The organism is Deinococcus sp. JMULE3, assembly GCF_013337115.1.
Lineage (GTDB): Bacteria > Deinococcota > Deinococci > Deinococcales > Deinococcaceae > Deinococcus.
The window spans coordinates 2,962,586-2,983,157 of the sequence record NZ_SGWE01000004.1 but is presented as its reverse complement, the minus strand read 5'-3'; the positions used below and the strand labels follow the sequence as shown (position 1 = coordinate 2,983,157).

30 protein-coding genes are annotated in these 20,572 nt (G+C 63.1%); 5 read left to right on the top strand and 25 right to left on the bottom strand.

All coding sequences use genetic code 11. From position 1 onward, the window contains the following. Position 1: 1 nt before the first annotated feature. From EXW95_RS17415 to EXW95_RS17370, 10 genes are all read right to left on the bottom strand, one after another. Positions 2-415 carry a hypothetical protein gene (locus EXW95_RS17415; RefSeq protein WP_174368520.1) on the bottom strand — a complete coding sequence of 138 codons (414 nt, stop codon included), beginning with the start codon at positions 413-415 and terminating at the stop codon, positions 2-4. Positions 416-441: 26 nt separating this feature from the next. Next, positions 442-870 (bottom strand): hypothetical protein, encoded by a 429-nt coding sequence (locus tag EXW95_RS17410; protein WP_174368519.1) that lies wholly within the window; start codon positions 868-870, stop codon positions 442-444. Beyond that, entirely contained in the window at positions 867-1,340 is a 474-nt protein-coding gene (locus tag EXW95_RS17405) for a hypothetical protein (RefSeq protein ID WP_174368518.1), read from the bottom strand. Before EXW95_RS17405 ends, EXW95_RS17410 begins: the two co-directional genes overlap by 4 nt. After that, positions 1,337-1,717 carry a hypothetical protein gene (locus EXW95_RS17400; RefSeq protein ID WP_174368517.1) on the bottom strand — a complete coding sequence of 127 codons (381 nt, stop codon included), beginning with the start codon at positions 1,715-1,717 and terminating at the stop codon, positions 1,337-1,339. Before EXW95_RS17400 ends, EXW95_RS17405 begins: the two co-directional genes overlap by 4 nt. 15 nt (positions 1,718-1,732) lie before the next feature. Next, positions 1,733-2,905: a hypothetical protein gene (locus EXW95_RS17395; protein ID WP_174368516.1), complete on the bottom strand. Its 1,173-nt coding sequence runs from the start codon at positions 2,903-2,905 to the stop codon at positions 1,733-1,735. 67 nt (positions 2,906-2,972) lie between these two features. Then, positions 2,973-3,359, bottom strand: a complete 387-nt coding sequence (locus EXW95_RS17390; RefSeq protein ID WP_174368515.1) for a capsid cement protein — start codon at positions 3,357-3,359, stop codon at positions 2,973-2,975. A gap of 44 nt (positions 3,360-3,403) precedes the next feature. Continuing rightward, complete coding sequence (locus tag EXW95_RS17385) at positions 3,404-4,474, bottom strand: hypothetical protein (protein ID WP_174368514.1); 1,071 nt, start codon at positions 4,472-4,474, stop codon at positions 3,404-3,406. A gap of 218 nt (positions 4,475-4,692) precedes the next feature. Continuing rightward, the gene (locus EXW95_RS20365; RefSeq protein ID WP_217449215.1) at positions 4,693-5,244 is read right to left on the bottom strand and encodes an HNH endonuclease; all 552 of its coding nucleotides are present in this window, start codon (positions 5,242-5,244) and stop codon (positions 4,693-4,695) included. Between the two features lie 196 nt (positions 5,245-5,440). After that, positions 5,441-5,773 (bottom strand): hypothetical protein, encoded by a 333-nt coding sequence (locus EXW95_RS17375; protein WP_174368513.1) that lies wholly within the window; start codon positions 5,771-5,773, stop codon positions 5,441-5,443. After that, on the bottom strand, positions 5,770-5,973 hold the full coding sequence (locus EXW95_RS17370) for a hypothetical protein (protein WP_174368512.1): 204 nt from the start codon (positions 5,971-5,973) through the stop codon (positions 5,770-5,772). The genes EXW95_RS17375 and EXW95_RS17370 overlap by 4 nt, the downstream gene beginning before the upstream one ends. A 213-nt stretch (positions 5,974-6,186) precedes the next feature. Here EXW95_RS17370 and EXW95_RS17365 point away from each other — a divergent pair, with 213 nt between their 5' ends. Beyond that, the gene (locus tag EXW95_RS17365; protein ID WP_217449214.1) at positions 6,187-6,390 is read left to right on the top strand and encodes a helix-turn-helix transcriptional regulator; all 204 of its coding nucleotides are present in this window, start codon (positions 6,187-6,189) and stop codon (positions 6,388-6,390) included. 1 nt (position 6,391) lies between these two features. On the opposite strand, the gene EXW95_RS17360 is transcribed toward EXW95_RS17365, so the two are convergent. The 9 genes from EXW95_RS17360 to EXW95_RS21410 form a co-directional block, all read right to left on the bottom strand. Continuing rightward, positions 6,392-7,204: an FRG domain-containing protein gene (locus EXW95_RS17360; RefSeq protein ID WP_174368510.1), complete on the bottom strand. Its 813-nt coding sequence runs from the start codon at positions 7,202-7,204 to the stop codon at positions 6,392-6,394. 1 nt (position 7,205) lies between these two features. Further along, positions 7,206-8,045, bottom strand: a complete 840-nt coding sequence (locus EXW95_RS17355) for a hypothetical protein (protein ID WP_174368509.1) — start codon at positions 8,043-8,045, stop codon at positions 7,206-7,208. A 196-nt stretch (positions 8,046-8,241) separates the two neighbouring features. Next, positions 8,242-9,540: a hypothetical protein gene (locus EXW95_RS17350; RefSeq protein WP_174368508.1), complete on the bottom strand. Its 1,299-nt coding sequence runs from the start codon at positions 9,538-9,540 to the stop codon at positions 8,242-8,244. Next, positions 9,537-10,907 carry a DNA-packaging protein gene (locus tag EXW95_RS17345; protein ID WP_174369044.1) on the bottom strand — a complete coding sequence of 457 codons (1,371 nt, stop codon included), beginning with the start codon at positions 10,905-10,907 and terminating at the stop codon, positions 9,537-9,539. The genes EXW95_RS17350 and EXW95_RS17345 overlap by 4 nt, the downstream gene beginning before the upstream one ends. Further along, complete coding sequence (locus EXW95_RS17340; protein ID WP_174368507.1) at positions 10,852-11,280, bottom strand: hypothetical protein; 429 nt, start codon at positions 11,278-11,280, stop codon at positions 10,852-10,854. The genes EXW95_RS17345 and EXW95_RS17340 overlap by 56 nt, the downstream gene beginning before the upstream one ends. A 63-nt stretch (positions 11,281-11,343) precedes the next feature. Continuing rightward, a complete protein-coding gene (locus EXW95_RS17335; protein WP_174368506.1) occupies positions 11,344-11,916 on the bottom strand; it encodes a hypothetical protein in 573 nt (190 codons plus the stop codon). Between the two features lie 149 nt (positions 11,917-12,065). Then, on the bottom strand, positions 12,066-12,971 hold the full coding sequence (locus tag EXW95_RS17330; RefSeq protein ID WP_174368505.1) for a hypothetical protein: 906 nt from the start codon (positions 12,969-12,971) through the stop codon (positions 12,066-12,068). Between the two features lie 121 nt (positions 12,972-13,092). Then, positions 13,093-13,443 (bottom strand): hypothetical protein, encoded by a 351-nt coding sequence (locus tag EXW95_RS17325; RefSeq protein ID WP_174368504.1) that lies wholly within the window; start codon positions 13,441-13,443, stop codon positions 13,093-13,095. Next, complete coding sequence (locus tag EXW95_RS21410) at positions 13,440-14,051, bottom strand: RusA family crossover junction endodeoxyribonuclease (RefSeq protein ID WP_371810142.1); 612 nt, start codon at positions 14,049-14,051, stop codon at positions 13,440-13,442. The genes EXW95_RS17325 and EXW95_RS21410 overlap by 4 nt, the downstream gene beginning before the upstream one ends. Positions 14,052-14,154: 103 nt before the next feature. Here EXW95_RS21410 and EXW95_RS17315 point away from each other — a divergent pair, with 103 nt between their 5' ends. Continuing rightward, positions 14,155-14,442 (top strand): hypothetical protein, encoded by a 288-nt coding sequence (locus EXW95_RS17315; protein ID WP_174368503.1) that lies wholly within the window; start codon positions 14,155-14,157, stop codon positions 14,440-14,442. 236 nt (positions 14,443-14,678) lie between these two features. Beyond that, positions 14,679-14,831, top strand: a complete 153-nt coding sequence (locus tag EXW95_RS17310) for a hypothetical protein (RefSeq protein ID WP_174368502.1) — start codon at positions 14,679-14,681, stop codon at positions 14,829-14,831. A gap of 35 nt (positions 14,832-14,866) precedes the next feature. Here EXW95_RS17310 and EXW95_RS17305 read toward each other — a convergent pair whose 3' ends face one another. Then, positions 14,867-15,688 carry a hypothetical protein gene (locus tag EXW95_RS17305; RefSeq protein WP_174368501.1) on the bottom strand — a complete coding sequence of 274 codons (822 nt, stop codon included), beginning with the start codon at positions 15,686-15,688 and terminating at the stop codon, positions 14,867-14,869. Between the two features lie 56 nt (positions 15,689-15,744). On the opposite strand from EXW95_RS17305, the gene EXW95_RS17300 reads away from it, so the two are divergent. Then, positions 15,745-16,026 (top strand): hypothetical protein, encoded by a 282-nt coding sequence (locus EXW95_RS17300; RefSeq protein ID WP_174368500.1) that lies wholly within the window; start codon positions 15,745-15,747, stop codon positions 16,024-16,026. A 70-nt stretch (positions 16,027-16,096) separates the two neighbouring features. Here EXW95_RS17300 and EXW95_RS17295 read toward each other — a convergent pair whose 3' ends face one another. The 5 genes from EXW95_RS17295 to EXW95_RS17275 are packed head-to-tail and all read right to left on the bottom strand — an operon-like array spanning position 16,097 to position 18,766. Beyond that, on the bottom strand, positions 16,097-16,783 hold the full coding sequence (locus tag EXW95_RS17295; RefSeq protein WP_174368499.1) for a hypothetical protein: 687 nt from the start codon (positions 16,781-16,783) through the stop codon (positions 16,097-16,099). Between the two features lie 20 nt (positions 16,784-16,803). Further along, positions 16,804-17,013, bottom strand: coding sequence for a hypothetical protein (locus EXW95_RS17290; protein WP_174368498.1), 210 nt, complete (start codon positions 17,011-17,013; stop codon positions 16,804-16,806). Continuing rightward, positions 17,000-17,479 carry a hypothetical protein gene (locus EXW95_RS17285; RefSeq protein WP_174368497.1) on the bottom strand — a complete coding sequence of 160 codons (480 nt, stop codon included), beginning with the start codon at positions 17,477-17,479 and terminating at the stop codon, positions 17,000-17,002. Before EXW95_RS17285 ends, EXW95_RS17290 begins: the two co-directional genes overlap by 14 nt. Beyond that, on the bottom strand, positions 17,466-18,446 hold the full coding sequence (locus EXW95_RS17280; RefSeq protein ID WP_174368496.1) for a hypothetical protein: 981 nt from the start codon (positions 18,444-18,446) through the stop codon (positions 17,466-17,468). The genes EXW95_RS17285 and EXW95_RS17280 overlap by 14 nt, the downstream gene beginning before the upstream one ends. Continuing rightward, positions 18,446-18,766 (bottom strand): hypothetical protein, encoded by a 321-nt coding sequence (locus EXW95_RS17275; RefSeq protein WP_174368495.1) that lies wholly within the window; start codon positions 18,764-18,766, stop codon positions 18,446-18,448. The genes EXW95_RS17280 and EXW95_RS17275 overlap by 1 nt, the downstream gene beginning before the upstream one ends. Positions 18,767-19,001: 235 nt before the next feature. On the opposite strand from EXW95_RS17275, the gene istA reads away from it, so the two are divergent. Further along, on the top strand, positions 19,002-20,567 hold the full coding sequence (gene istA, locus EXW95_RS17270) for an IS21 family transposase (RefSeq protein WP_119673501.1): 1,566 nt from the start codon (positions 19,002-19,004) through the stop codon (positions 20,565-20,567). Positions 20,568-20,572: the final 5 nt, after the last annotated feature.

Below are 20,572 nucleotides of genomic sequence, written 5' to 3'. Positions count from 1 at the left end.
TTTACGTCACCTGGACGTACGTGAGGGCGAACCGCTGCCCCGCGTAGTGCGTGCGGGTCGCGGTGTCGAAGCGGGTGGGCATGCCGTCGGCGGGACTGGCGCCGCCGCGGCGAAGTTTGAGTGTGGGGTGCCGGTCGATCTCCCCGGCGCGCCGCTTCAGGTGCGCGAGGAGGAGGTCGAGTTGCGTCTTCCCGGCAGCGGTGGGCGCGGCGCCGTACAGCATCACGAGCACCAGGCGCTGCCGTTCCTGCGCGCCGTGCAGCTGACTGACCAGGCTGTCCCCGGTGTCGCTGGTCACGGCGTAGATCGTCCCGGTGGGTGGGAGTGGCTCGGGGATCAGGTGGCTCGCCACGGTGCCGGTGTCGTCCCGGGCCAGGGCCACGCCCAGCTGCGCGAGAAGTTGATCGAGGGTCATGGTGGGTCACCTCCTGTCGGTGGAGTTCACTGCAGGGCGTTCAGGGCCGCGCGGATGCGGCCGTGCAGTTCGGTGTCGCCCAGGGCTTTGGACAGCCAGGGGCGCGCACCGTACGCAGTGGTGCGGTTGATCGGGGAGCGGGGCGGCTCGGGGAATTCCAGCGCCCAGGCTTCGGGTGGGACGGGGGCGACGCTGTTCAGCGCTCCCACGACCCACGAGCCGTCGGCGAGCCGCTCCCTGCCGAGGCAGGCGAGGAGGGCGCCGCTCTGCCTGGCCGGGTACTCGCCCGGGTTGCTGCTGGGGTTGGGCAGGCCAGGGTGGTGGGTGCCGCTGCCGGGCTGGTTCAGCTTCTCGCGCAGGAACGCCAGGGTGGTGTCCGCCACGGCTTCCAGCGCGGGCTGCAGGTACTGGCGCAGCCGCTCCTGGGCGTCCGGGTGCAGGGTCAGGCGGGTCATGCGCTGCGCCCGTCGGTGGCGCGGGCCGTGAACGACCACGCGACGCGCTGGGTGCCCTCGTCCACGATGTCCCCGATGGGCTTCAAGGTGACCGGACTGGGCAGCTCTCCCCCACTGATCACCAGGATCAGGCCCGGTCCGTGCAGGGGTGCACTCCAGTGGATGACCCCTTCCCAGAGTGGCAGCGCGGTGTCCCCGCCGAGAGTGGCGCGGTCCTGCGCGTCCAGCTGATACGCGACGCACGGCCATCTGCCCAGGGAGACCCCGGCGCCGGGCGTGCTGGGCGTGGGATCAACCGGCGGGAGCGTGACGGGCATGCCGGACTCGTCCAGATCCGGAGGCGGGAGTGCCCCAGGATCAGCGGGCCGCACCTGCGCGCGGAACACCTCGACGGTCTGCCCGAGCTCGGCGTACAGCTCGTCCAGTTCAGGACGTTCTGCCTGGAACTCAGCGGTCAGCGCGCCGGTCATGGCCACACCTCACAGTCGTCCCAGCCTACCAGCCCCGGGCCGGGGACGCCACTTCCGGCGGCCTGATCGCGCAGGCGTCCGGCCAGGGTGCACCACGCGTCCGCATTGGCGGCGCTGGCCGTGCCGGTGCCGGCCTTCTCGATCTCGATCCTACCCACCTTCAGGCGCTTCTTGCCGGGCGCCGTGAGGCCCGCCCCGCGCGCCTTCAGGCACACCGTCTCGAGGATGTCAGCCGCCACGAGCCGCACGTCACCGTGCACCTCGAAGGCCAGCTCGGCATCCACCTGCTCAGCAGGGTCCAGAGCCTCGTGGGCGGCCCAGGCAGCGGGGGTGACCAGCACCCGTAGCCGCTTCAGGTCATCTGCGCTCAGGGCCATGGGTCACCCCCTCGCTCAGCTGCCCTGCACGAGCACGGCGCCGTTCGAGTCCACGACGCGGGCACCCAGCACGTGACCGACCTTCATTGCGAAGCTGTGGTTCCGGAAGCTGCCCTGATCCTGGTATTCGCGGGTGGTCGGCATCTCCGTGTACGTCAGCGGCCCACCCGCGAAGCCTTCCAGGAACGCCACTTCCAGCCAGTCGACCATGCGGTCGAACGCCACGTAATCCTGACCGAACACGCGGCTCCACAGGCGCTCGAGGTGCAGTGTGAACGCGCCACGCAGGATGTTCGGGGTGCGGCCGCTGCGGGCGTCCTCGTACTCCTGGGTGTTCGCCAGGTTGAACGCGTCCCGGTTGGCCGTCCCGAAGATGATGTCGGTGATGTCGACGCCGTACTCCAGATCGTTACCGTCCCCGTCCTTGAAGGTGCGGGCAGCGAACTTGGCGCGCAGCTTCTTGATGGTATCGATGGTGGGCGCGCCAGAGCCGTCCCCGGCCACGGTGATCTTCCCGCTGCTCAGGCCGTCGAGGATGGCCTTGAACACCACGATCGCTTCCGTGCGTCCGGCGCCGCGGCCCAGGCTTTCCAGCCCGCGCGTGAACACGCCCACCTCGTCGTTCTGGCTCATCTCCCACGTGTACGAGAGGGCCTTCTCGTAGTTCGCGACGCGGTACCCGCCCTCAGCCTCACTGAAGGTGGCGTACTGAACGTCTTCCTTCTCGGGGCGCAGGGCCAGTTCGCCCATCTCGCTGAGGCGCATCGTGCGGATGGTCTTGAAGTCCGGGACGGTGATCACGCGGGCGAAGGAGCGCCAGTTGCTGATCGGCCCCTGGTACGCGGGCAGCAGCGTGCGCTGGCGCAGGTTCGCCAGGGCCAGCGGCAGGTCACTGGTGGTGTGCGTGTCGGTGAGGCGCTGCGCGGCCATCAGCGGGCCGATGCTGTCGATGAACTCGTCAGCGAGGGACTCGACCTGCGCTTCGACCTGGGCGTCACTCAGCGTGGCGCGCTCGGCGCGGACGGCGGTGTACGCGTCGGCCACGTTCTGCGCGCCGTGGTAGCCCTGGTAGAACGCCCGGGTGCCCGCCTCGACGATCACGGCGTCAGTGGCGGCCTGCGCGGTGCCGGTGGGAATCTCGCCTTTGGCTTCGGCGAGCTGCATTTTCAGGAGCAGGGTCTTGGACATGAATGGCCCTCCTTGGGGCATGAAGAAGCCCGGCGCTCAGGCCGGGCGGTGAGGGGGTGAGGGCCGGTCAGGCGTTGGTGAGGCCGACGGGCGTGACCTTGCCGTCCGTCCAGTCCGCCAGGGCGTACCCGATCAGGGCGTTGCCACTGGCGACGCCGCTGTACGTGCCGTCCGCCGCGACCTTGTAGACCTTGTCGCCTGCCGAGCCTGCCCCGGCGACTGGCAGGTTCACGCTGGTGCTGATGCCGATCAGTTCGACGGTGGCCTGCCCATCGGCGAGACCAGGGGCGGCGGTGCCGTCCGCGACGGTGGCGGCCGTGGCGCGGTCGGTCTGCGCCCAGCCCTTGAGGCCCTTGGTGTTGATGAGGACGATGTCGCCGCTCTTGGTGCCGGCGGGGACGGGCATCGCGAGGCTGATGTTGCCTTTCGCGGTGCGGTTGAGGTTCTTCGCCATGGTGTGCCCCTCCTATGGGGTGGTGTGGGGGTGAAGGGCCGGGGTTACAGGCCCAGCGAGCGGCGGGCCGCGCTGAACGTGCTGCGGCTCTTGCCGGTGGTCTTCTTTGCGTCCTGCACGGTGGTCGTGGTGTCCAGTCCGGGGTTGTTCGCCTCGTCCTGCGCCGCGCCGGTGCTCACCTTGCGCTCGGCGATCAGGGCCGCCACCTCGGCGCGGGCTTCGTCCTCGTTCTCAGCGCGCAGGGCCGCGTCAGTCACGCGCTTCTCGAAGCGGGCGTCCAGGTCGATGTCCCCAGACTTGCCCAGCTTGGGCAGGTTGGCGTCGGTGAGCGCCTTGGTGGCGATGGCCTTGCGCCCGTCATCCTGGATCTTCTTTTCCAGGGCGAGGCGCGCGGTGCGCTCGGATGCCAGCTGATCTTCCAGGGTGTTCGCCCCGGCCTCCTGCTTCCCAGCCGCGACCGCCTGGTCGTACAGCGCGGGGTACTTCGCTTTCAGTTCCGCAAGGTCTTTCACGTGATCCTCCCTGACGCTGTCGGCCGCGTTCAGCTCCCCGGCGAGGTCGGCTGGTCCCATCACGGCGTCGATCGTGACGAGGCGCGCGTCGTCATTGACGACCTGAATGGTTTCCTCCGGGTCCGGCCAGTCCGGATCGACCTCCTTGGCCGGCAGGTACCGGGCGCTGCCACGCACGTTCGTGCTCATCCCGACCTTCACCCCGGCGTCCAGCACGGCCTGAAGGTCCCGGCCCTGCGTGGTGGCCACGACCACGCCTTCGAAGCGCAGCAGCGTGCCGTCCATCCAGAGGCGGTCGTACTTGATGCCCACGTTCTGGATCAGGCCCTTGGGTCCCTCGTACCAGGGGTCGGGGTGCTGCACCAGGCCGTACAGCTCGCCGGTCTTGAGGGCGTCCTGCGCGGCGGCGCACATGCCGGTCAGGACGGCGAGGCTGAAGAAGCGCCGGTTCAGGTTGATGGCATCGGCAGACTTCGCGACGCCGCTGATCCGGCGGGGCTTCCCAGCGTCGGCATCCTGCATGGGCTGCAGGTCAAAGGATTCGACGGCATCTCGGAGGATGCCGCCTTGGCTGGTGGGGCTGCGGGTGCGCTGGTCGGTCATGTTCGCTCCTTGTCCTGCATCAGGACTTCGCCCGGTTTGAGTTCCGGGTGACGGCGGGCAGGGAAGTGATCCGGCGGGGCTTCCTGGTCACTGGCCGGCTTCGGGGGCGGCGGTTGGCTTCTTGGCGTTCGGGTCGGGGTTCGGTCCATTCGTCTCAGCCTCCTTGGCTTCACTGGCCAGCTTCTCCGCATAGAAAAAGCCGCTCTCGCGGCTCCAACTTATGCAAATTGCCTTGCCAGAAATTCTTCAGGCATAATGTTACTTTTTCGCCTGTTGCATGAGACACACGAAGGGACAATATTACTGATCCAATTTGATCCTCCTTTTGACAGCGGGATTAGATGATCAAGTTCTGGCTTATCGGTCAATGAGCCGCACCAATGACATTTTCCAGAATATTCAGCAAGCTTTTCTCGCAATTCTTGTGGAGTAAAGCTGCCTTCAGCATTATTTTCCAATGCTCTGCGGCGCATCTTCCACATACGCACTCGTTCTGGATTTTTTTCTCTATACCTTCTCTGAATCTCTCTCGACTTCTCTGGATCAGACCTACGCCTCTCAAGCTGTTTTTCCGCACGCTTAAGCTTGTTTTGAGGCAAATTAGCTAAATACCTTATCCGATCTCTCACTTCAGGCTTCTCCTTTCTTTTTCTTTCAGCCTCCAATCTTTTTTGTTTGGCACTACTCTTTTGAGAATACTTTTTGTTGCAAATAGATTTTTTATCTTTTGGAAATGCCTTTCTATACGCAAGGCATTTATCAGGATTCATCTCCCTCCATCTTTTATCGTATTCCCTACGGCACTCTTTACACCTAGGGGTATATCCTCCTTTACAAGCCGCATTACGGCCAAAATTTTGCGAGTTGAGTGTTTTACTAACGTTGCAGGTAGTACACGTCCTCGTGTATTCCATTCCAATTCACCTCCAGTGAGGCCCGCCCGGTGAGCGGGCCTCGGTCAGTCACTCAGGCCGCGCGGGGGAAGGGTTGAACTCCCTCCCGGTCAAAGCAGCCTGCTTTGTACTCGTCGTGAACCTTCGCGCCGATCTGCCGCAGTTGCTCGTGCAGGTCAATGACGCCGGGGATGGTGCCCCAGATGCTCACCCACGCCTCGACCGCTTCGCGGATACCGGCTTCCAGTTGGTCGTACGCGGCGGTGTAGAGCGCATAGCGCTGGGCGCACCGGGGGCAGTAGTGCTCCTGCTGCCCGTCCGGGTGGTGGAAGATGACGCCATTTGCGGCCCCGCAGGAGTCGCATTCCCCCAGAAGGGGCAGGGGGTGAGCCTGCCCCCCGGTCATGCGCTGATCCCCAGGGCGCGGGCCATGCTCACCGGGAAAGGCTTGATCTCGTGCTTCAGGTGGCGTTCGTCTGCGCCGCGCAGGATGCGGTCAGCGGTGAGCACGTCGGCGGGTTGTCCGTCCACTTCCGCCATGAGCACGCCACCGTGCTTGCTGATCGTGACGGTGTTCTTGCGGACCTGCACCACAGCGCCGTCCATGCGGTCAAGAGTGACGGTTTGCCAGGTGCGGGAGAGGGCGGGAACTGCGGGGGTGTTGCTGGCGTATCCTTGCATTGCAATTGCCTCCTATGGCGTTGCAGAAGGGGCTAGCTTCCTACGGCGTCGGCCCCTTTTCTGCTAAATGAATGGTAGCAGAATTTGCTACTATTTGCAAATTCTGCTACCATTGCTTGAGGTGATACCGTGGCAGGAATGAATGAGCAGGTGCGCGAAGCAGTGAAGCAAGCAATGGCCGCCCGGGATATGTCTCAGGGCGAACTAGCGCGCCAAACCGGCCTAGTTCGCCCTGCTGTATCTAAGTTACTTAATGGAACAGTCGGCAAGGTGCCAGACAACTGGCAGCGAATCCTTGACTTACTCGACTTAGAATTAGTCGTACAGCCTAAAAAACAATGACTTATTTGGATCCTGAGCGAGCAGCAGCGATTGCAGCTTTCTTACTAGATTGAATCAATTTTGATTTCACATCTTTTGCCAAACCCTCTAGTCCAGGGTAAATACTCTGATTACTCATACCACATTTGTTTAGCAAGTCTATAACTTCACTTCTCAGTGAGTGTGGAATTTCTATTTTTTCCCTCCATGAATCCGAATACTTTTCTGTAAATATTGTCTCGCTAGGCTTGGCAATATTTCCTTTTATTAGAAAGGTTCCGCCCTGCCTAAGTAGACGCAAATTATAATATGATGGCTCGGTTATCCATATTGTATCAGAGGTATCACCGAAAATCATATGGTCAAAAAAATCATCTCTGTCTTCCTTAAATTTCTCGTACGTCCAATCAAATTTTGGTTTTATATCTTTTAAAATCTGTATTGATCTTTTATTAATCTCTCTATAGTTATACGCCCATATAACAGAAGAACCTTCATCCGAAACCACGCCGTCAAATGCGAAAAATAATCCAACCATTGGAATAGAAGTGAAATCAAGCAATCTAGTTGCTCCACCGTAATGCTGCATCAACGACACCCAAGAAAAATTACTTGAAGGTACGTCCTCACCAGTTGAATAATGTCTTGCAGCGGCCCTGAAATTACCCATCAAAGTCATTTCCGTAGTAACAGCACGAGCATTGGGGTAATCGGGTGGCAGTATTCGTGAAATGTTAGGCTCTAGAGGCCAATCTTTAGTTTGTCCACGGAATGCCCATCCGCTATCAAATTTTAAGAGCCACTTAATCAGATTATCAATATCTTCAATTACCATTTCAACCCGTCCTTATATTGGAGTATGCTTCGCGAATTACTTCTAGACTCCTGCGCAGATCATCGAAATTTGCTACATCGAAGCTAATTTCTCTAGTTTCAAATTTATTATCCTTTGAGGATATCGCAATAGTGCCTCCATTTGCTTCTTCCTGAATCAACGCTTTCGTTTCCGTGGAAGAGGCTATTGCCGATCTCGCTTGAGCTTCGATAATTTCGGGGTCAAGCTTCACCCCTTCAATTTCAACTTCACCTTTGTATCCACCAGCCTGCAATAGATATTCTTCCAAAGGTTTCTGAAGATCCTCATCGATATCGAATGGATTGGGTCGCCAAAACTCAAAGGAAAACTTTTTGATCGCAAATGCCTGATTTAGCTTTTCGATAAATCCTTCAGGATCAGGTATTGCCTTGAGATCTACGTCCCAAAAGCCTCTGATTGCTTCAAAGCTAGCCAACATATCCTTAAGCCTATTCGCAACGGTTTCTGATCCTCTTGAAAGTCTTCCATTGCGCGATATTGCCACTAAGCCAATTCTTGCATCAAGAAAAATGTGCACAATGGGCCAGTTCTCAGCTAATCCATCCTCAAATTTTCCAGTTGAGGGATCATATTCCACAACGCTGATGCTTGATTTTCTACCGAAGGTAAAGTAAACACCATCATCATCTATGATTGTTAGATCAGCAGTTCTCCATTCGTGGTCTCGATAGTTGAGAAGAGTAGCGGAGTTGACGGCCAGCAGGATGGCTGCTTTTCTGCTGATCTGAGAGGGGAAAAGGGAGAAATGCTCATGGAGACGCAATCGAAACAACTCAAAGGTGACAGTTTCTACAGCCATGTGGAAGACAGATTACAGGTTCCTTAGACATTCTTAAATCGAAAATGACATACCAATATACGCAAATACAAAAAAACGAATCATATATTTTGTAAATGACATTAATTTGCCATTCTTTCGTTGTGGCGCTGCTTCAAGTCGTCGTACGTCATTCAGCGTCCCCTGCGGGTACAGGGATTCGCACGATTGTGAGTCCTCACTTGGGGGGTGGGTGCTTACCTGTCGGCAGGCCCTCTCCCTCAACAGTCATTTTTTCAGATTCAGCTTTTGGGTCGTAGCCGAGTTCGGCGGTCATGGTCTGACGGCTGGCCAGGCGCTCGCGGGCGACGAGGTTGATCTTGGCGATCAGGGCGGTGAGGTCCTCGTTCTGCAGGCTGGGGAAGTTGAAGGGGAATTCGACCTGCGCGGCGCTGACACGCTTGCGGCTGCCCTTCTTGGTGGTGAAGGTGCCGTCCGGGTACCGCCGGGTGAGTTCGGTGCGGAAGGTGGCCTGCAACCAGTTCCACACGGTGCGCTGCCGGCGCTGGAAGCTCTTGCGAGCGGGTTCGCCCATGCTGTCCGCCGTCGTGCGCGTGACCCCGCCCCCCTCGGCGAGGTAGTGCTCCGGGAGGCCCAGCGCGACGGCGAGCAGCTGCTTGATCAGCTTCGCGTCGACCGCGGAGTCCTGCGCCTTGAGATCCGGGATGTGGAACTCGAACTCCTCGCGTTTGCCTTCCTGGTTCTGCGCGAGGGTCAGTACGGCACCGTTCCTGGGGACGTTCCGGAAGCGGCCCGCCTTGGCGTTCAGTTCCTTCTCGTCCTTCGCGAAGGCGTAGTACACCGCGTTGATCCGGGAGGCCAGCTCGTGCACCTTCGTGCGGGCGTTGATGAAGTTCAGGTACGCCAGGGCCGGGCCCAGGGCGCGGCCCACGGCAGGCCAGCCGCGCACATCGTTCAGGAGGCTGTCGTGGGCGGACCAGACGTACTCGCCCTCGCGGAGGGTGCGCTTCCCGGCGATACCGATGCTCTCGACAACGTCGGGCAGGCCCGGCGCAGTGGTGAACTTCAGCTGCCCGTCGATCACGCCATACTGCCCGATCCGGGCGGCCTGGTCCCGTCGCGTGAAGCGCTTGGGGTCGGGCCAGATCGTGAGGTTCTCGCCGAGGAGCAGGTGCTCCGTGAACCAGCGTTCGATCAGCGCCTCGAAGTTGTTCGCGGCCCAGAATTGCTCGGTGACGGCCTGCACGGTCTTGTCGGGGTGATCACCGTACGTGACGGAGGTGCCCAGCACGAAGCTCTTGATGACTTCGACGGCGCCGTACAGGAGGGGGTTGAGGTACCACGCCACGACGGCCGCGCGCTGCGTGTCGGCCCGGGAGAGGGCGCCCAGCAGGCGCACCTGCTGCGGGAGGGTGACTGGACCGCCGATGCCGCCTGTGAGTTGCCAGCCGCCCTGCATGTCCTGCGCGTCTTCGTGGCGCGTGGTCACGGGTTGGCCGTATTGGTCGAGAATCACCAGTCACCTCCTTGGTAGGTGTCGTCCTGCTCGTACCCGGCGATGCCGGAAGGGGGAAGTTCGGGTTCTTGCTCGCCGAGCATCAGTTCGGTGAGCGCCCAGACGAGGGCGTCCATGCGGTCGGGGGACTTCTCCCCAGGCACCCAGGTCGTCATCTGCCCTTCCAGGTCCGGGAACACGCCCACGTGATGCACCAGGCCCTGCTCGTAGAGGGTGCTGATCGGCTCCGCCCGGGTCTGCTTGCCCCGGCTGGCCCAGACGGGCTTGACCGGCACGCGCTTGTCCACGGTGCTGATGGTGTGCGTGACCATGTCCCCGCCGTTGTTCTTCTCGGGGACGATCGCGTCGGCGCGGTGGTAGTGGTACGCGTCGATGCTGGTCTGCGCCCACTCGCTGGGGCTGAAGTTCCCGGACAGGTCTCCCAGGACGTACGCGTGCCCGTGGGCGTCCTTCCCGGCGACGATGATGCCGGTCTCGGCACTGTCACTGCTCTGACTGGCCTGCGGGTCCACGGCCACCACGATCCGGATCAGGTCAGGCAACTGGTCGAACTTCAGGCGGAAGCCTTCGCGGTTGAACATCGCGTACTTCCACAGCGCGCCGGGCGTGTCCTCGAGCAGTTCCCCTTCCAGCTCCTGACGGCCCAGGCGGGTGCCTTCGTACTTCCGGATGACGTTCCGCTTGAAGGTCTCGGAGAGGTTCCCGAGGTTCTCCGCGGTGCTGCCCCCAGTCAGCACCGTCCCCTCGTCCTTCTTCAGTTCCCGGATCAACCGGTTCGGGCGGGGCGTGCCGGTCATGACCACGCGCGGGTCTTTCCCGAGGCGCAACCCGAACAGCAGGTTCGACCAGGTGGTGTCCTCCCCTGTCCCCTGATCCGCGTCGTTCCACGTGGCGGGCTCGTCGCCCCAGGCGCCGTGGTGCTGCGGGCCGCGCAGCTTGCGGGGCGTTTCGCTTGAGTAGCACTTGAATCGCGCGCCGTTCTTCAGGTACAGCTCCCCGAGTGACCGGTTCCAGGCGGTGTCGATGCTGCCACCCCGGAGTTCTGCTTCATCCAGCACGGACAGCAATCCAGACTCCCCCTCGACCATGACATCCCGGGCATCCGCCGCGGTCTGCGCCACCAGGGCGAAGCGGCCTCTCGGTGTTTCCCGCGCCCACTGCGCGATGGTTTCCGCGCCGGTCCTCGTCTTCCCGAATCCTCGCCCAGCGAGGATCAGCCAGACGAACCACTCGCCCTGCGGCGGCAGTTGGTTCGTTCGGGCCGTCAGCAGCCAGCGTTGCCGGGCGGTCTGCCCACGGACAACCGTTGGTTTACGCGGTTGGATCCGTGCTACCCGCTTCTGGGTTGCTTTGATCCGGCTGACCATCTCCAGCATCACTCACCCCCTGACCTAGGACTTCCCGCGTGATGGCGATCTCACTGAGCACCTTGATGGCGCCCGTGACCGCACCGATGTTCTCTGCCGTGGACCCGGGCAGCTCCTGGGTCATGCCGCCCAGTTTCCGTATGAGGGTGGTCAGGGTGGAGTTGAGCTCTCCAGCCCAGGTCTGCGTGGTGACGAGGCTGGAAAGTTGGGCGTAAAGGGCGGAAAGCTCGGTGTCCGCATCGAGGGCGGCGCGGTAGTTTCTGAGCGTCCTGTCCGTGATTTTGTGGGTTTCGCAAGCTTTCCGGTCACCGAAGAGGGCGGCATCCACGAGGATGCGGGCGGCGCGGGCGTTGTCTCGTTTGGGGGATGCCATCGGTCACCTCCTGAGTGGCATGAAAAAAACCCCGCGCTGGGCGGGGCCATGTAGGAGCGTCGTTTAGCGAAGGGCTTTGAGCGCCTCGTACTGTCGGCGTACCTGCGTGTTCTCGGTGCCGGGCTGGAAAGTGGCTTTGAGTTGTTGTTGGATTTGCAGTTTGGAAAGGCCGTTTTGGCCTTCGATGGACGCGGTGCCGGTGGAGTACCGATTGCCGTACATTGAGTAACAGTCGGACATCCGATCGGTTGAGTTGTCGATCAGGTAGTAGCACCCACTGACGGCGGTCGTGTTGCTGAAGTTGAATGTGTAGAACTGGTCGATGTAGTCGCCTGGGTCATACAGGCTGAAGTTTTTATACTGGCTGTTGTAGCCCGCGATGACGGGTGTGTTGTAGCCGTTGACGCCTTCGAGGTAGTAGTCGCCTGGCGTGACGCTGGATGCTTTCAGCGTACGGAGTTTGTAAATGTCGGAGTACGTGTTGATGATCGTGTACGTAAATTTCCAGCTCCCGTAGAGACGCTCGGTCTGCTGCTGGTTGTATGAACCCGTGGGTGATGGTGTTGGGGAATTCGTTTTCCCGCTACAGGAGACAAGGAGACCCACAGCGAGAGGTATCAGAAGAAGTAGTTTCACGTTAGAAGTTCTACTCAATGCGCATTCGGTTCGTTGCCTCACTTCTTCCACCCCTGACGGGTAGTTCAGCTACACCGCATGAATAAGAAACCGCCCTCAAGGGGGCGGATGTTTTTCGACTTGTTGTGCAGCATAGTAAAAGTATGCGGTCAGCGTGAAATTTCTGCAATAGGCAGGTTCCGCAGGTGTTCCTGGGCATGCGGGTCTCCGAGGTGGAACGCGAGGGTCAGCACGGCCTGCGCGTAGCGAACGGCCTGGGGCTTATCGCGGAACCAGCCGCCGGCGGGGTTGACGAGGGTGGAGACGGTGGTGCCGTCCCGGATGGCGCTGAGGGTGGGGTCAGTGTTGACCAGCTGTGCGAGGACCCCTTCGGGAACGTTGCGCCAGGGCATGTCGACTTCGCGGGTGCCCAGGTCGTAGGGCGCGCTGGCCCAGTTGCCCACGACGGGGCGCATCCGGCCCCCGCCGCTGCCTTTGCCCTTCTCGCGGGGCAGCTCTCCCCCACCAATCTGATGCACGTCCCACGCGCGCAGAGCCTGGTAGTACTGCTCAGCGTGGTCTCGCGCGGCGCGCTCGCGTTCCCGGCGGGTCTTCCCACTGAAGTCGTCGTGGACGATGCGGGTGCGGGTGCGGCCCAGGGGGCGTGGGGCGGGCCGGGGTTGCTGATACCGCTCGCCGGGGCTGCTCAGGGTCAGCAGTGCACTCTGGCCGGGCAGTTGCTGGATCTGCTCCCGGTGGTACTGGGTGGGGTCCTGCACGTTCCGGGCGCGGCGAGCGAGTTCGTGCACGTCGCTCTCCCAATCCCGAGCAGCCTGCGCAGCAAGAACCTGGCGGTACAGGGTGCGCAGCTGGGTGTAGCGGGTGCGGAGACCGGCGCGGCGGGCGCGCCACATCGCACGGACCAGTTTGCGCCGGGCAGTCTGGAGGCCGTCCTGCGTGGGTTTGAGCCAGGTGGCGCGGACGGTGCGTTCCGCGGCGGTGAGGCTGGGTGGGCGGGGTGCGGTTCGGGTGGTGGTTTTGCGGGGCATCGGCACCTCGTGGTGGGGGCGGGTCATGGTCATCGGTGCGGACTCCTGGGTGGCTGGGTGAGACTGGGTGATCATGGGAGCGTCCTCACATTGGGCTTTGAGTTGCGTTGAGCTGCGTCCCACATTGCTAAAAGCGGTACAAAGTGCCTCATGGGTGAACGGCACACTGCCCACGTTGCACTTGCTCCAATGACTCTCGGCGCGGACCATCCCCGAGCCTCTGGCGGACCGTGCAACCTAATTCCTCCCCTTCCCACCCCCAGGCTCCTGGGGGTGTTTTCGTGCGGATCACGGGCGGCAGGTCGCGGGGCTTATCAGCGGGGTGTGGCAGGGCAGGATTCAGGCCCAGGTCGTAGAGGTAGTGGGCATCCCGGTCTTTGATGCGCAGGTACCCGCGCTGCCGCCGCTGGTACCGGGCGCGGATCAGGCGGCGCAGGATGGGGTCGGTGGCGGCTTCCAGCGCGCGGGTGTACTCGCGTTCTTCCTGGCGTCGGCTCATGACTGCACCTCGAAGAGGGTGGCGGTGAGGGGCGTGATGGTGACGTGCACCTGCCCGCCGGTGGTGACCGGGCCGCGCGTGACGCGCAGTTCGTCGATGAGGCTGTCGTCGGCCCAGACGCCCGCGTGGGTCAGGGCGTCCTCGAGGGCTTTGGGCAGGTTGCTGAGGTCCCGGGCGCGGCGGTCGGGTGGGCAGACGTGCAGGTGCAGGGAGAGGCGGGCGCCTGGCGGGGTGCTGGGGCTGTTCAGGGCGCGGATGATGTCGCGCACAGCGCGGCGGTACTGGCGGCCGTCCTGGCTGAGGAGGATGCGGGCGGCCCAGGGTGGCGCACCGGGCTTCCTGGGTGTGCAGGGGACGAGGGTGGCGCGCCAGATGCTGTTCAGGCTGGGTGGGAAGGGCAGCGTGAAGGTCAGGGCCGTGTTCGGGGAAGGCTCTGGAGCTCTCGGCTGACAAGCGATAGGTCGGGGGGGCAGGACCGTCACCGGGGCAGGTGGTATGGCGGGCTCTGCTTCCAGGCCCAGCCGGGCGCGGGTGGCGCCCCGCACAGCCAGGTCGGGGATGCGGGCGAGGTACGCCTCGGCGGCCTGCCGGGTCGGGAAGGGGTTCACGCGGTCACCGGCCCGTCACCCGATCCACCGACCGCCGCGCGACGGACATGCACGTCACGACCACCATGGACACGCGTCACTGGGTCCCCTCGGGCGTTTCTGCGTGCGCGCCCTGATCATCGGTGATATGACGGGGGGGATGAGTCTTTCCGACCGGCAGGGCAAGTGGTTGGGGCTGCTGGCGACCGTGGTCCTGATCTCCGCACTTGTGAGCGGCTACGTCGTTCCTTCTGGCGATGCGTGGCGTTGGGTGAACTTCGCTGTTGACCTGGTGACCCTGGCGGCCAGCTTTACCATCGCCGCTGTGGTGTCGCCACACCGCTGGGTGCACGTGGGGCTGGTCATCGTGTGGGTGGCCCTGGCACTGTTCACGTTCCCCCGGCCGCTGTAACGCCGCGCGGTAGACGCGCACGCGCTTGCTGTCCAGCTCGCCCTGCTGCTCCAGTTCCACAAGCAGCTTCCGAACGTCGTTGTGCGGGAGGTTCAGGCGCGCCGCGTAGTGATTCGCGGGCCGTCCCGGGTCCTGGCGGACCAGGGCGAGCAGGTTCTGCAGGTCCGTCGCGCGGGTGATCACGAGTCACCTCCAATCGCTGGCGCCTGAGATACTGCGGTGTGTCCGATTTCTGGTTGAGAAGTCTGCTGCTGCTCGTGATTCTCGTCGCGGTCAGCTTTGGTCTGGATCGCCTGCGCGTGAAGCCCTGGCAGCGGTTCGCGGTGATGTTCATCGTGACGGGTGGCGTCCTGCTTGGCTGGGACGCGGTGCGTGGTCCCGTCACGTAACGCCGGGTTCTGCTCACTCCCTATCGGGCAGGGGGTCACGCTTTGACCTCCTCGACGAGGTTCAGCACGGCTTTCTTGAGCCAGTCGGCGGGTTCACCGAAGGCGATGGTCGCGTGCGTGTCGGTGTCGACGATCAGCGCCTGAACCTTCGGGTTCCTGCTGGCGTCCTGCTTCCCGACGATGCGCAATTCCTGCGTGGGCGTGAGGTGCTGGGCGACGTAGTCCATGACCCAGTCCGTCCACCCGCCGCGCCCGTTGCTCTTGCTCTGCAGCTTGCTCTCCTCGATGTGCTGCTTCTGGCGCTGCAGGCGTTCGTGGGTGCCGGTGCTGACGTTCTCCGCGATCGCGGCGGCCCGCTGCTCCCCGGTCAGGGTGTGCAGGGGCACCTCGGCGCCCGTGTCGGGGTGCTGCACCGTGGCGTGCGCGTCGATGCTGGCGGCCACCTCCGCTGCGGCCCTCACCTGACTCGTGGTGGGTTTCTCACTGCCCGTGGCGGTCTTCAGGTACTGGGCGACAGCGACGACCTGCTCTGGTTCCAAGTGCTGAACGACCTTCGCCGCTTCCTTCAACTCCCGGGCCTGTCGCTCGTTCTCGGGCTGTAAACCAATGGTTGACAGGGCCTGCGTGGTCCGGGCGGCGTCCATGAGTTGCTGGGCACGCTGGCGGGACCAGCCCCACACCTGCTCGCAGTAGTCGCCGAACGTGCGGTGCGCGACGCGGTACAGGCGCTGATCGCGGATGGTCAGCAGGGCCTCGCCGACGGTCACGAAGCCGTGCCAGCCGTCCCGGATGGTGCCTTCCAGCTGCATCAGTGTGGCCTGTTCCTGTTGGTTCAGGGTTTCGGTGTGAGCGCTCACTGGCCTACCTGGCAGGTGCGGTCCGGATGGATGACTTGACGTACTAGGATGACTCTGTGCTGAGAGACTTCACAGCCCAGGAACGCCGGTGGTATTGGATCCTGCTGGGGCTGGCCATCGTCTTCGGGTTGATTGGCCGTATCAACGATCAGGGGCCTGCTGGGTCTTGGTGGTTCACTGCCTTCTACAGTGTTGGCAGCCTGTTTGCCCTGCTGCTTGTGCGCGTTACCTACCGTCTCGTCCCCTACAACCGCTGGTTGTTCCCCTTGATGTGCCTGCACTTGGTTGGCACACTTCTGGCCCTCAAGTCGGCTATTGAGAAGGCAGTACACAGCTAGGGTGTCGATCTCTCGAGTCTTGGTCATCAGAATCACCTGGGGGCGGCGCGGACCGCCCCCCGTTCCTTGGTCAGTCAGCTGCGCCGTCGGTGTCGGGCAGGTTGAAGGGCAGGTCCTCGTCTGGCTGTTTCGGATCGATGACGAGGCGGGGCGGCACGGGACCGGCATCCACGTACAGGGGCTCGTCGAGGGTGGGCGCGTCCTGTGCTTCGGTCACGGGGTCCTGGTCTCCGATCTCGGGCAGTGCCTCGCCTTCACCAGTGCCGGTCAGCAGGGGCGAGGCGCCCATGTCAGCCATCAGCTGCGCGTGGTCCTGTTCCAGTTGACGGTTCGCGGCCAGTTCTTGCTGGATGGCTTCGTTCAGCGTGGGCTGGTTGCTGACCGTGCACTCCAGGCACAGGGTGCTGCCCAGCAGCGTGTCCACCCCCAGGCCTGCGGTCTCCAGTTCATCCAGGGTCACCCGCGTCGTGCACAGCACCTCGCCTTCATTGCTGACCGTGATGTTGCCGCGCAGGTGCACGCTCACGTACACGCTGGGCAGGTGCTCACCGTCCAGGCGGGGCGTGACTTCCAGCTTGATCTTCCCGCCGTCCTGTGCCGCGCCCTTGAGGGTGGGCATGTGCTCCAGGGTGAACTTCCGTTCCGCTCGGGCGCCGGGCATGAACGCGAGTTTCGTGTCGGCCACCCAGCCGGTGTCCTTGTCGTCCTTGATGGCGATGCTGCGCGGGGTCACGGCGAAGATTCCGTAGGTCTGCATGGTTCGTTCCTCCTGGGTGCTCAGCTGGGGCGGCAGTAGTGTTCGACGGGAATCCAGACGGTGATGTCGCGGCCCTTCGGGCTGACGTGGTGGTGCAGGCGGGGTTCCTGCCCGCACCTGGGGCAGGTGGCGGACGTGGCGCGGTTGAGTTCGAGCGTCTCCCCTTCCCTGGCGCCCAGAGCTGCGGCGAAGGTCACGGGGCGGCCGATGCGGCGTTCACTGAAGGACACGGGGCACCTCCACACCGGGAAGGGCGGGCGTGCGGTCCACGGCCTGCTGGGCAAGTTCAGAGGTGTAGCGGGCGACGAATTCCTTCTTCAGGAAGTCCAGCTGGCGGGTCTCCATCAGTCCCAGCGGCTGGCCGTGCGTGACGGAGTTCAGCAGGCGGCGTTCGAGGCTGCCGGGCGCGGTGATCTGCTCGCCGCGGCGCATGCGGTCCATGCAGGTGTCCCACGCGGCGATGGCCTGCAGGTTGAAGCCCTGGGAGCCGGTCCCGAGATCGATCAGGCGCTGGGGGCTGGGGAAGAACGTGTCCAGCCGGAACGCCGCGCGGCAGGCTGCGGTGAACTGCTCGGCGGTGAGTTCGGCGGTGAGGATGTCGCGGTAGATCTTGACGGTCTGCGCGTTGTGCTTCCTCGCCCAGCGGTCCTCGAGGATCGTCCAGGCAGCGGCGAACTGAGCGTCAGAAAATTGCACGGGTGTCCTCCTGCAGCGCGGCGTAGATGTCCTGAGCGCGCTGTGCGGCGTGCTTGTTGGCCTGGTCGGTGGTCTGGGGTCTGGGCGTGAATTTCACGACGTGCGCGGCTCGGAGCGGAAACAGGCCCTGCCAGCCGTTGGTGATGCTGGTGTGGATCACCTCGGTGGGTGGGTGCCCCTCGGCGGCGAGCTGGCGGAGCTTGTTGAACATCCCGGTGACGGTGCTGGGCGCGGTGGCGAGGCGGCGTTCGCGGCGGTACTGCAGCCACGCGGCCCACGCTTCGGGCAGGCCCGGGACTGCGGCCAGGTCCTCGGGCAGGTCGGGGAGCGGGGCGGCGCGGCGCCGGGCGGCCGGAATTTTTGCAGTGCTCGTGGCGTTTGTTTCACCACGTGCTGGGCGGGTGGTCTGAACTTCAGCCGTGAGGGGCAGGTCAGTGTCTGCCGCGTCAGCGGTCTCGCCGTCAGGCGAGAGGCTGTTGCCCAGGACGACCACGGGTTGACGGTCCTGAACCCCCGGCGCGGTGCCGTTCCGCGCCTCTCCCCCCTGGGGGGTTAGGGGGGTTAGTTGTTCTTCCTTCTGTATTCCTTCCTTATTCCTTCCTTTGTGCACTTCAATCGCCGGATTCGCCTTTGCACTTTCCTGCGCTGGGACGGTGTTCTTCCCTTGTTCAGCCCGCACGTTCGTACGCGCGTCGAGCGCGAGCGGCGCGCACGCCCCGCGCACGACATGCGCGCCGCCGTGCGCCACCGCGTGCCCTTCGCTGACCAGAAACGCCAGGGCCTGTTGGATGGCGCGCTCCTTGTACGGCAGGGCGTTCATCAGGTCGCCGACCGTCATGGACTGCTTGCGGTAGTTGCTCTGGCGGGACAGGGTGACGAGCACCCAGCCCGCCGCGCCGGGCAGGGTGGGCGCGAGGTCGAGCGCCCAGTTCTCCAGCGTCGCGTACGTTCCTCTGGGGCGGGGCATCAGAAGGGCAACACGGCGCGCCGTGCCTCCGTGAGGGCCTGGGCGGCTTCGTCGTTGCTCCAGGTGCTGAACGTGCCGAGGATGACGTCCGCCTGCGCTTCCGTGAGGTCCCGGGTGCGGATGGCCAGGTCGCTGTTGAGCAGGTATGCCCAGAGGCTGGCGCGGTCCTCGCTGGTCTTCGCTCCGGCGCGGCCCGCGTGGGCGCATAGCGCCTTGCGCTGGGGTTCGGTGAGCAGGGCTTCAGCGGCGACGGTGGTGGGCTGTTCAGGCTGAACCTGGGGCGCGGGTTGAGTGGGCTGGGGGGCGTACTTCAGGCCCAACGCCTTCAGTTCGGTGTGGCAGGCGCGGGCGGCGTCCGTGGTGGTCCGCCAGGCGTACGTGTTGCGTACGCTGGTGAAATCCGGCGGGCGGCGCTGGAGTTATCCGGCACGTCCCGCTGGATGAAATCGGCACCCTGCGCTGGGCGAATCCGGCACCCTCTGCTGGATGTCGGCACCCGACACGTAGACGAGACTCCCTTGGTCATCCTGAAGGATGACCAGAAAGCGAGCGTCTATGCGAAAAATCAGAGAAGTCTTGCGCTTGAAGTTGGACCTCAAACTGAGCGACCACCAGGTCGGGCAGAGTGTCGGTCTGGCGCGCAGCACGGTTCAGGACTACGTCATCCGAGCGAAACAGGCCGGGCTGACCTGGCCACTTCCCCCTGACCTGGATGACCACCAGCTTGAACAGCAACTGTTCAAGCAACAGGATCAGGCGGCGCAGCGTGCCGTGCACATTCCCGATTGGGCTGCACTGGACCGAGAACTCCGGCGCAAAGGCGTTACACGCCAACTCCTGTGGGAAGAATATCGGCGCCAGCATCCCGATGGCTGGCAGTACGCGACGTTCAACGAACACTACCGTCACTGGAAAGCCGCGAGCGGTTTGACCATGCGTCAAACCCACCGAGCAGGGGAAAAACTCTTCGTCGACTACGCCGGACTGACCGTGCCCATCACGGATCCAAAAACCGGAAAAGTAAGTGCAGGACAGGTGTTTGTGGCGACCCTGGGAGCCAGTGACTATACCTACGCGGAAGTCACACGCACGCAGAGCGTTCCGGACTGGATTGCCTCGCATGTCCGTGCCCTGGCGTTTTTCGGCGGTGTCCCGGACATCATCGTTCCTGACAACCTCAAGGCTGGCGTGCACCACGCCAGCCGCTACGAACCTGAGCTGAACCGCACCTATCAGGAGTTTGCCCAGCACTACGATGTCGCGATCATTCCGACCCGGGTTCGTAAGCCCAAAGACAAGGCCCTGGTCGAAGTGCATGTGCAAATCGTGGAACGCCGGATTCTGGCGCCCCTTCGTGATCGGGTGTTGTTCAGCGTGTCGGAAGCGAATGCACTGATCTGGGCGCTGGTCGAGGCACTGAATCAGCAACCGTTTCAGAAACGACCCGGCAGTCGGCGCAGTGAGTTCGAAGCCCTGGATCGCCCCCTACTCCGCCCTTTACCCATCCAACCGTTCGAAATTGCGGAGTGGAAGCAGGCTGTGGTGGGGCTGGATTACCACGTCGTCGTCCTGGGGCACGCCTATAGCGTGCCCCACCTGCACGCCAGGACGCGGGTGGATGTTCGCCTGACTCCGCAGCTCATCGAAATCTACCGGGCAGGACAGCGGATCGCCGTGCACCACCGGGTGTCAGAGGAGCACGGCAGGACGATGCGGCACACGACATTGGCGGAACATATGCCGACCCATCATCGGCAGCTCGCTGCTCTGAACGCGGATGCCTTGATCCAGCAAGCCCAAGCCATTGGTGAACAGACCGCCGCGCTGGTCTGCGCCATTTTCGATGGTGAACAGCATCCTGAACAGCAAAAACGCACGGTGTTGGGCATTCTCCGGTTGCACCGTGAATATGGCGCGCGGCTGGAAGCCGCGTGCCGCCGTGCCCTGTTTTTGCAGGCCCACAGCCTGCAGAGCGTCCGTTCCATCCTGAAGCACCGCCTGGACGAGGCCGAACTGCCCGCGGCCTCTGAGGTGCTGCCCGTGGCGGTTCACAGCAATCTCCGTGGCCCGCAGTACTTCGCCGATCTCGACGAACCCGACACGGACCGCGTGTTGAATTGAGGTTT

Bases quoted from the DNA above. Each gene is read 5' to 3' on its own strand.
- EXW95_RS17415 (WP_174368520.1), bottom strand. From the start codon at position 415: ATGACCCTCGATCAACTTCTCGCGCAGCTGGGCGTGGCCCTGGCCCGG.
- EXW95_RS17410 (WP_174368519.1), bottom strand. From the start codon at position 870: ATGACCCGCCTGACCCTGCACCCGGACGCCCAGGAGCGGCTGCGCCAG.
- EXW95_RS17405 (WP_174368518.1), bottom strand. From the start codon at position 1,340: ATGACCGGCGCGCTGACCGCTGAGTTCCAGGCAGAACGTCCTGAACTG.
- EXW95_RS17400 (WP_174368517.1), bottom strand. From the start codon at position 1,717: ATGGCCCTGAGCGCAGATGACCTGAAGCGGCTACGGGTGCTGGTCACC.
- EXW95_RS17395 (WP_174368516.1), bottom strand. From the start codon at position 2,905: ATGTCCAAGACCCTGCTCCTGAAAATGCAGCTCGCCGAAGCCAAAGGC.
- EXW95_RS17390 (WP_174368515.1), bottom strand. From the start codon at position 3,359: ATGGCGAAGAACCTCAACCGCACCGCGAAAGGCAACATCAGCCTCGCG.
- EXW95_RS17385 (WP_174368514.1), bottom strand. From the start codon at position 4,474: ATGACCGACCAGCGCACCCGCAGCCCCACCAGCCAAGGCGGCATCCTC.
- EXW95_RS20365 (WP_217449215.1), bottom strand. From the start codon at position 5,244: ATGAATCCTGATAAATGCCTTGCGTATAGAAAGGCATTTCCAAAAGAT.
- EXW95_RS17375 (WP_174368513.1), bottom strand. From the start codon at position 5,773: ATGACCGGGGGGCAGGCTCACCCCCTGCCCCTTCTGGGGGAATGCGAC.
- EXW95_RS17370 (WP_174368512.1), bottom strand. From the start codon at position 5,973: ATGGACGGCGCTGTGGTGCAGGTCCGCAAGAACACCGTCACGATCAGC.
- EXW95_RS17365 (WP_217449214.1), top strand. From the start codon at position 6,187: ATGAATGAGCAGGTGCGCGAAGCAGTGAAGCAAGCAATGGCCGCCCGG.
- EXW95_RS17360 (WP_174368510.1), bottom strand. From the start codon at position 7,204: ATGGTAATTGAAGATATTGATAATCTGATTAAGTGGCTCTTAAAATTT.
- EXW95_RS17355 (WP_174368509.1), bottom strand. From the start codon at position 8,045: ATGGCTGTAGAAACTGTCACCTTTGAGTTGTTTCGATTGCGTCTCCAT.
- EXW95_RS17345 (WP_174369044.1), bottom strand. From the start codon at position 10,907: ATGGTCAGCCGGATCAAAGCAACCCAGAAGCGGGTAGCACGGATCCAA.
- EXW95_RS17340 (WP_174368507.1), bottom strand. From the start codon at position 11,280: ATGGCATCCCCCAAACGAGACAACGCCCGCGCCGCCCGCATCCTCGTG.
- EXW95_RS17330 (WP_174368505.1), bottom strand. From the start codon at position 12,971: ATGACCCGCCCCCACCACGAGGTGCCGATGCCCCGCAAAACCACCACC.
- EXW95_RS17325 (WP_174368504.1), bottom strand. From the start codon at position 13,443: ATGAGCCGACGCCAGGAAGAACGCGAGTACACCCGCGCGCTGGAAGCC.
- EXW95_RS17295 (WP_174368499.1), bottom strand. From the start codon at position 16,783: ATGCAGACCTACGGAATCTTCGCCGTGACCCCGCGCAGCATCGCCATC.
- EXW95_RS17280 (WP_174368496.1), bottom strand. From the start codon at position 18,446: ATGCCCCGCCCCAGAGGAACGTACGCGACGCTGGAGAACTGGGCGCTC.
- istA (WP_119673501.1), top strand. From the start codon at position 19,002: ATGCGAAAAATCAGAGAAGTCTTGCGCTTGAAGTTGGACCTCAAACTG.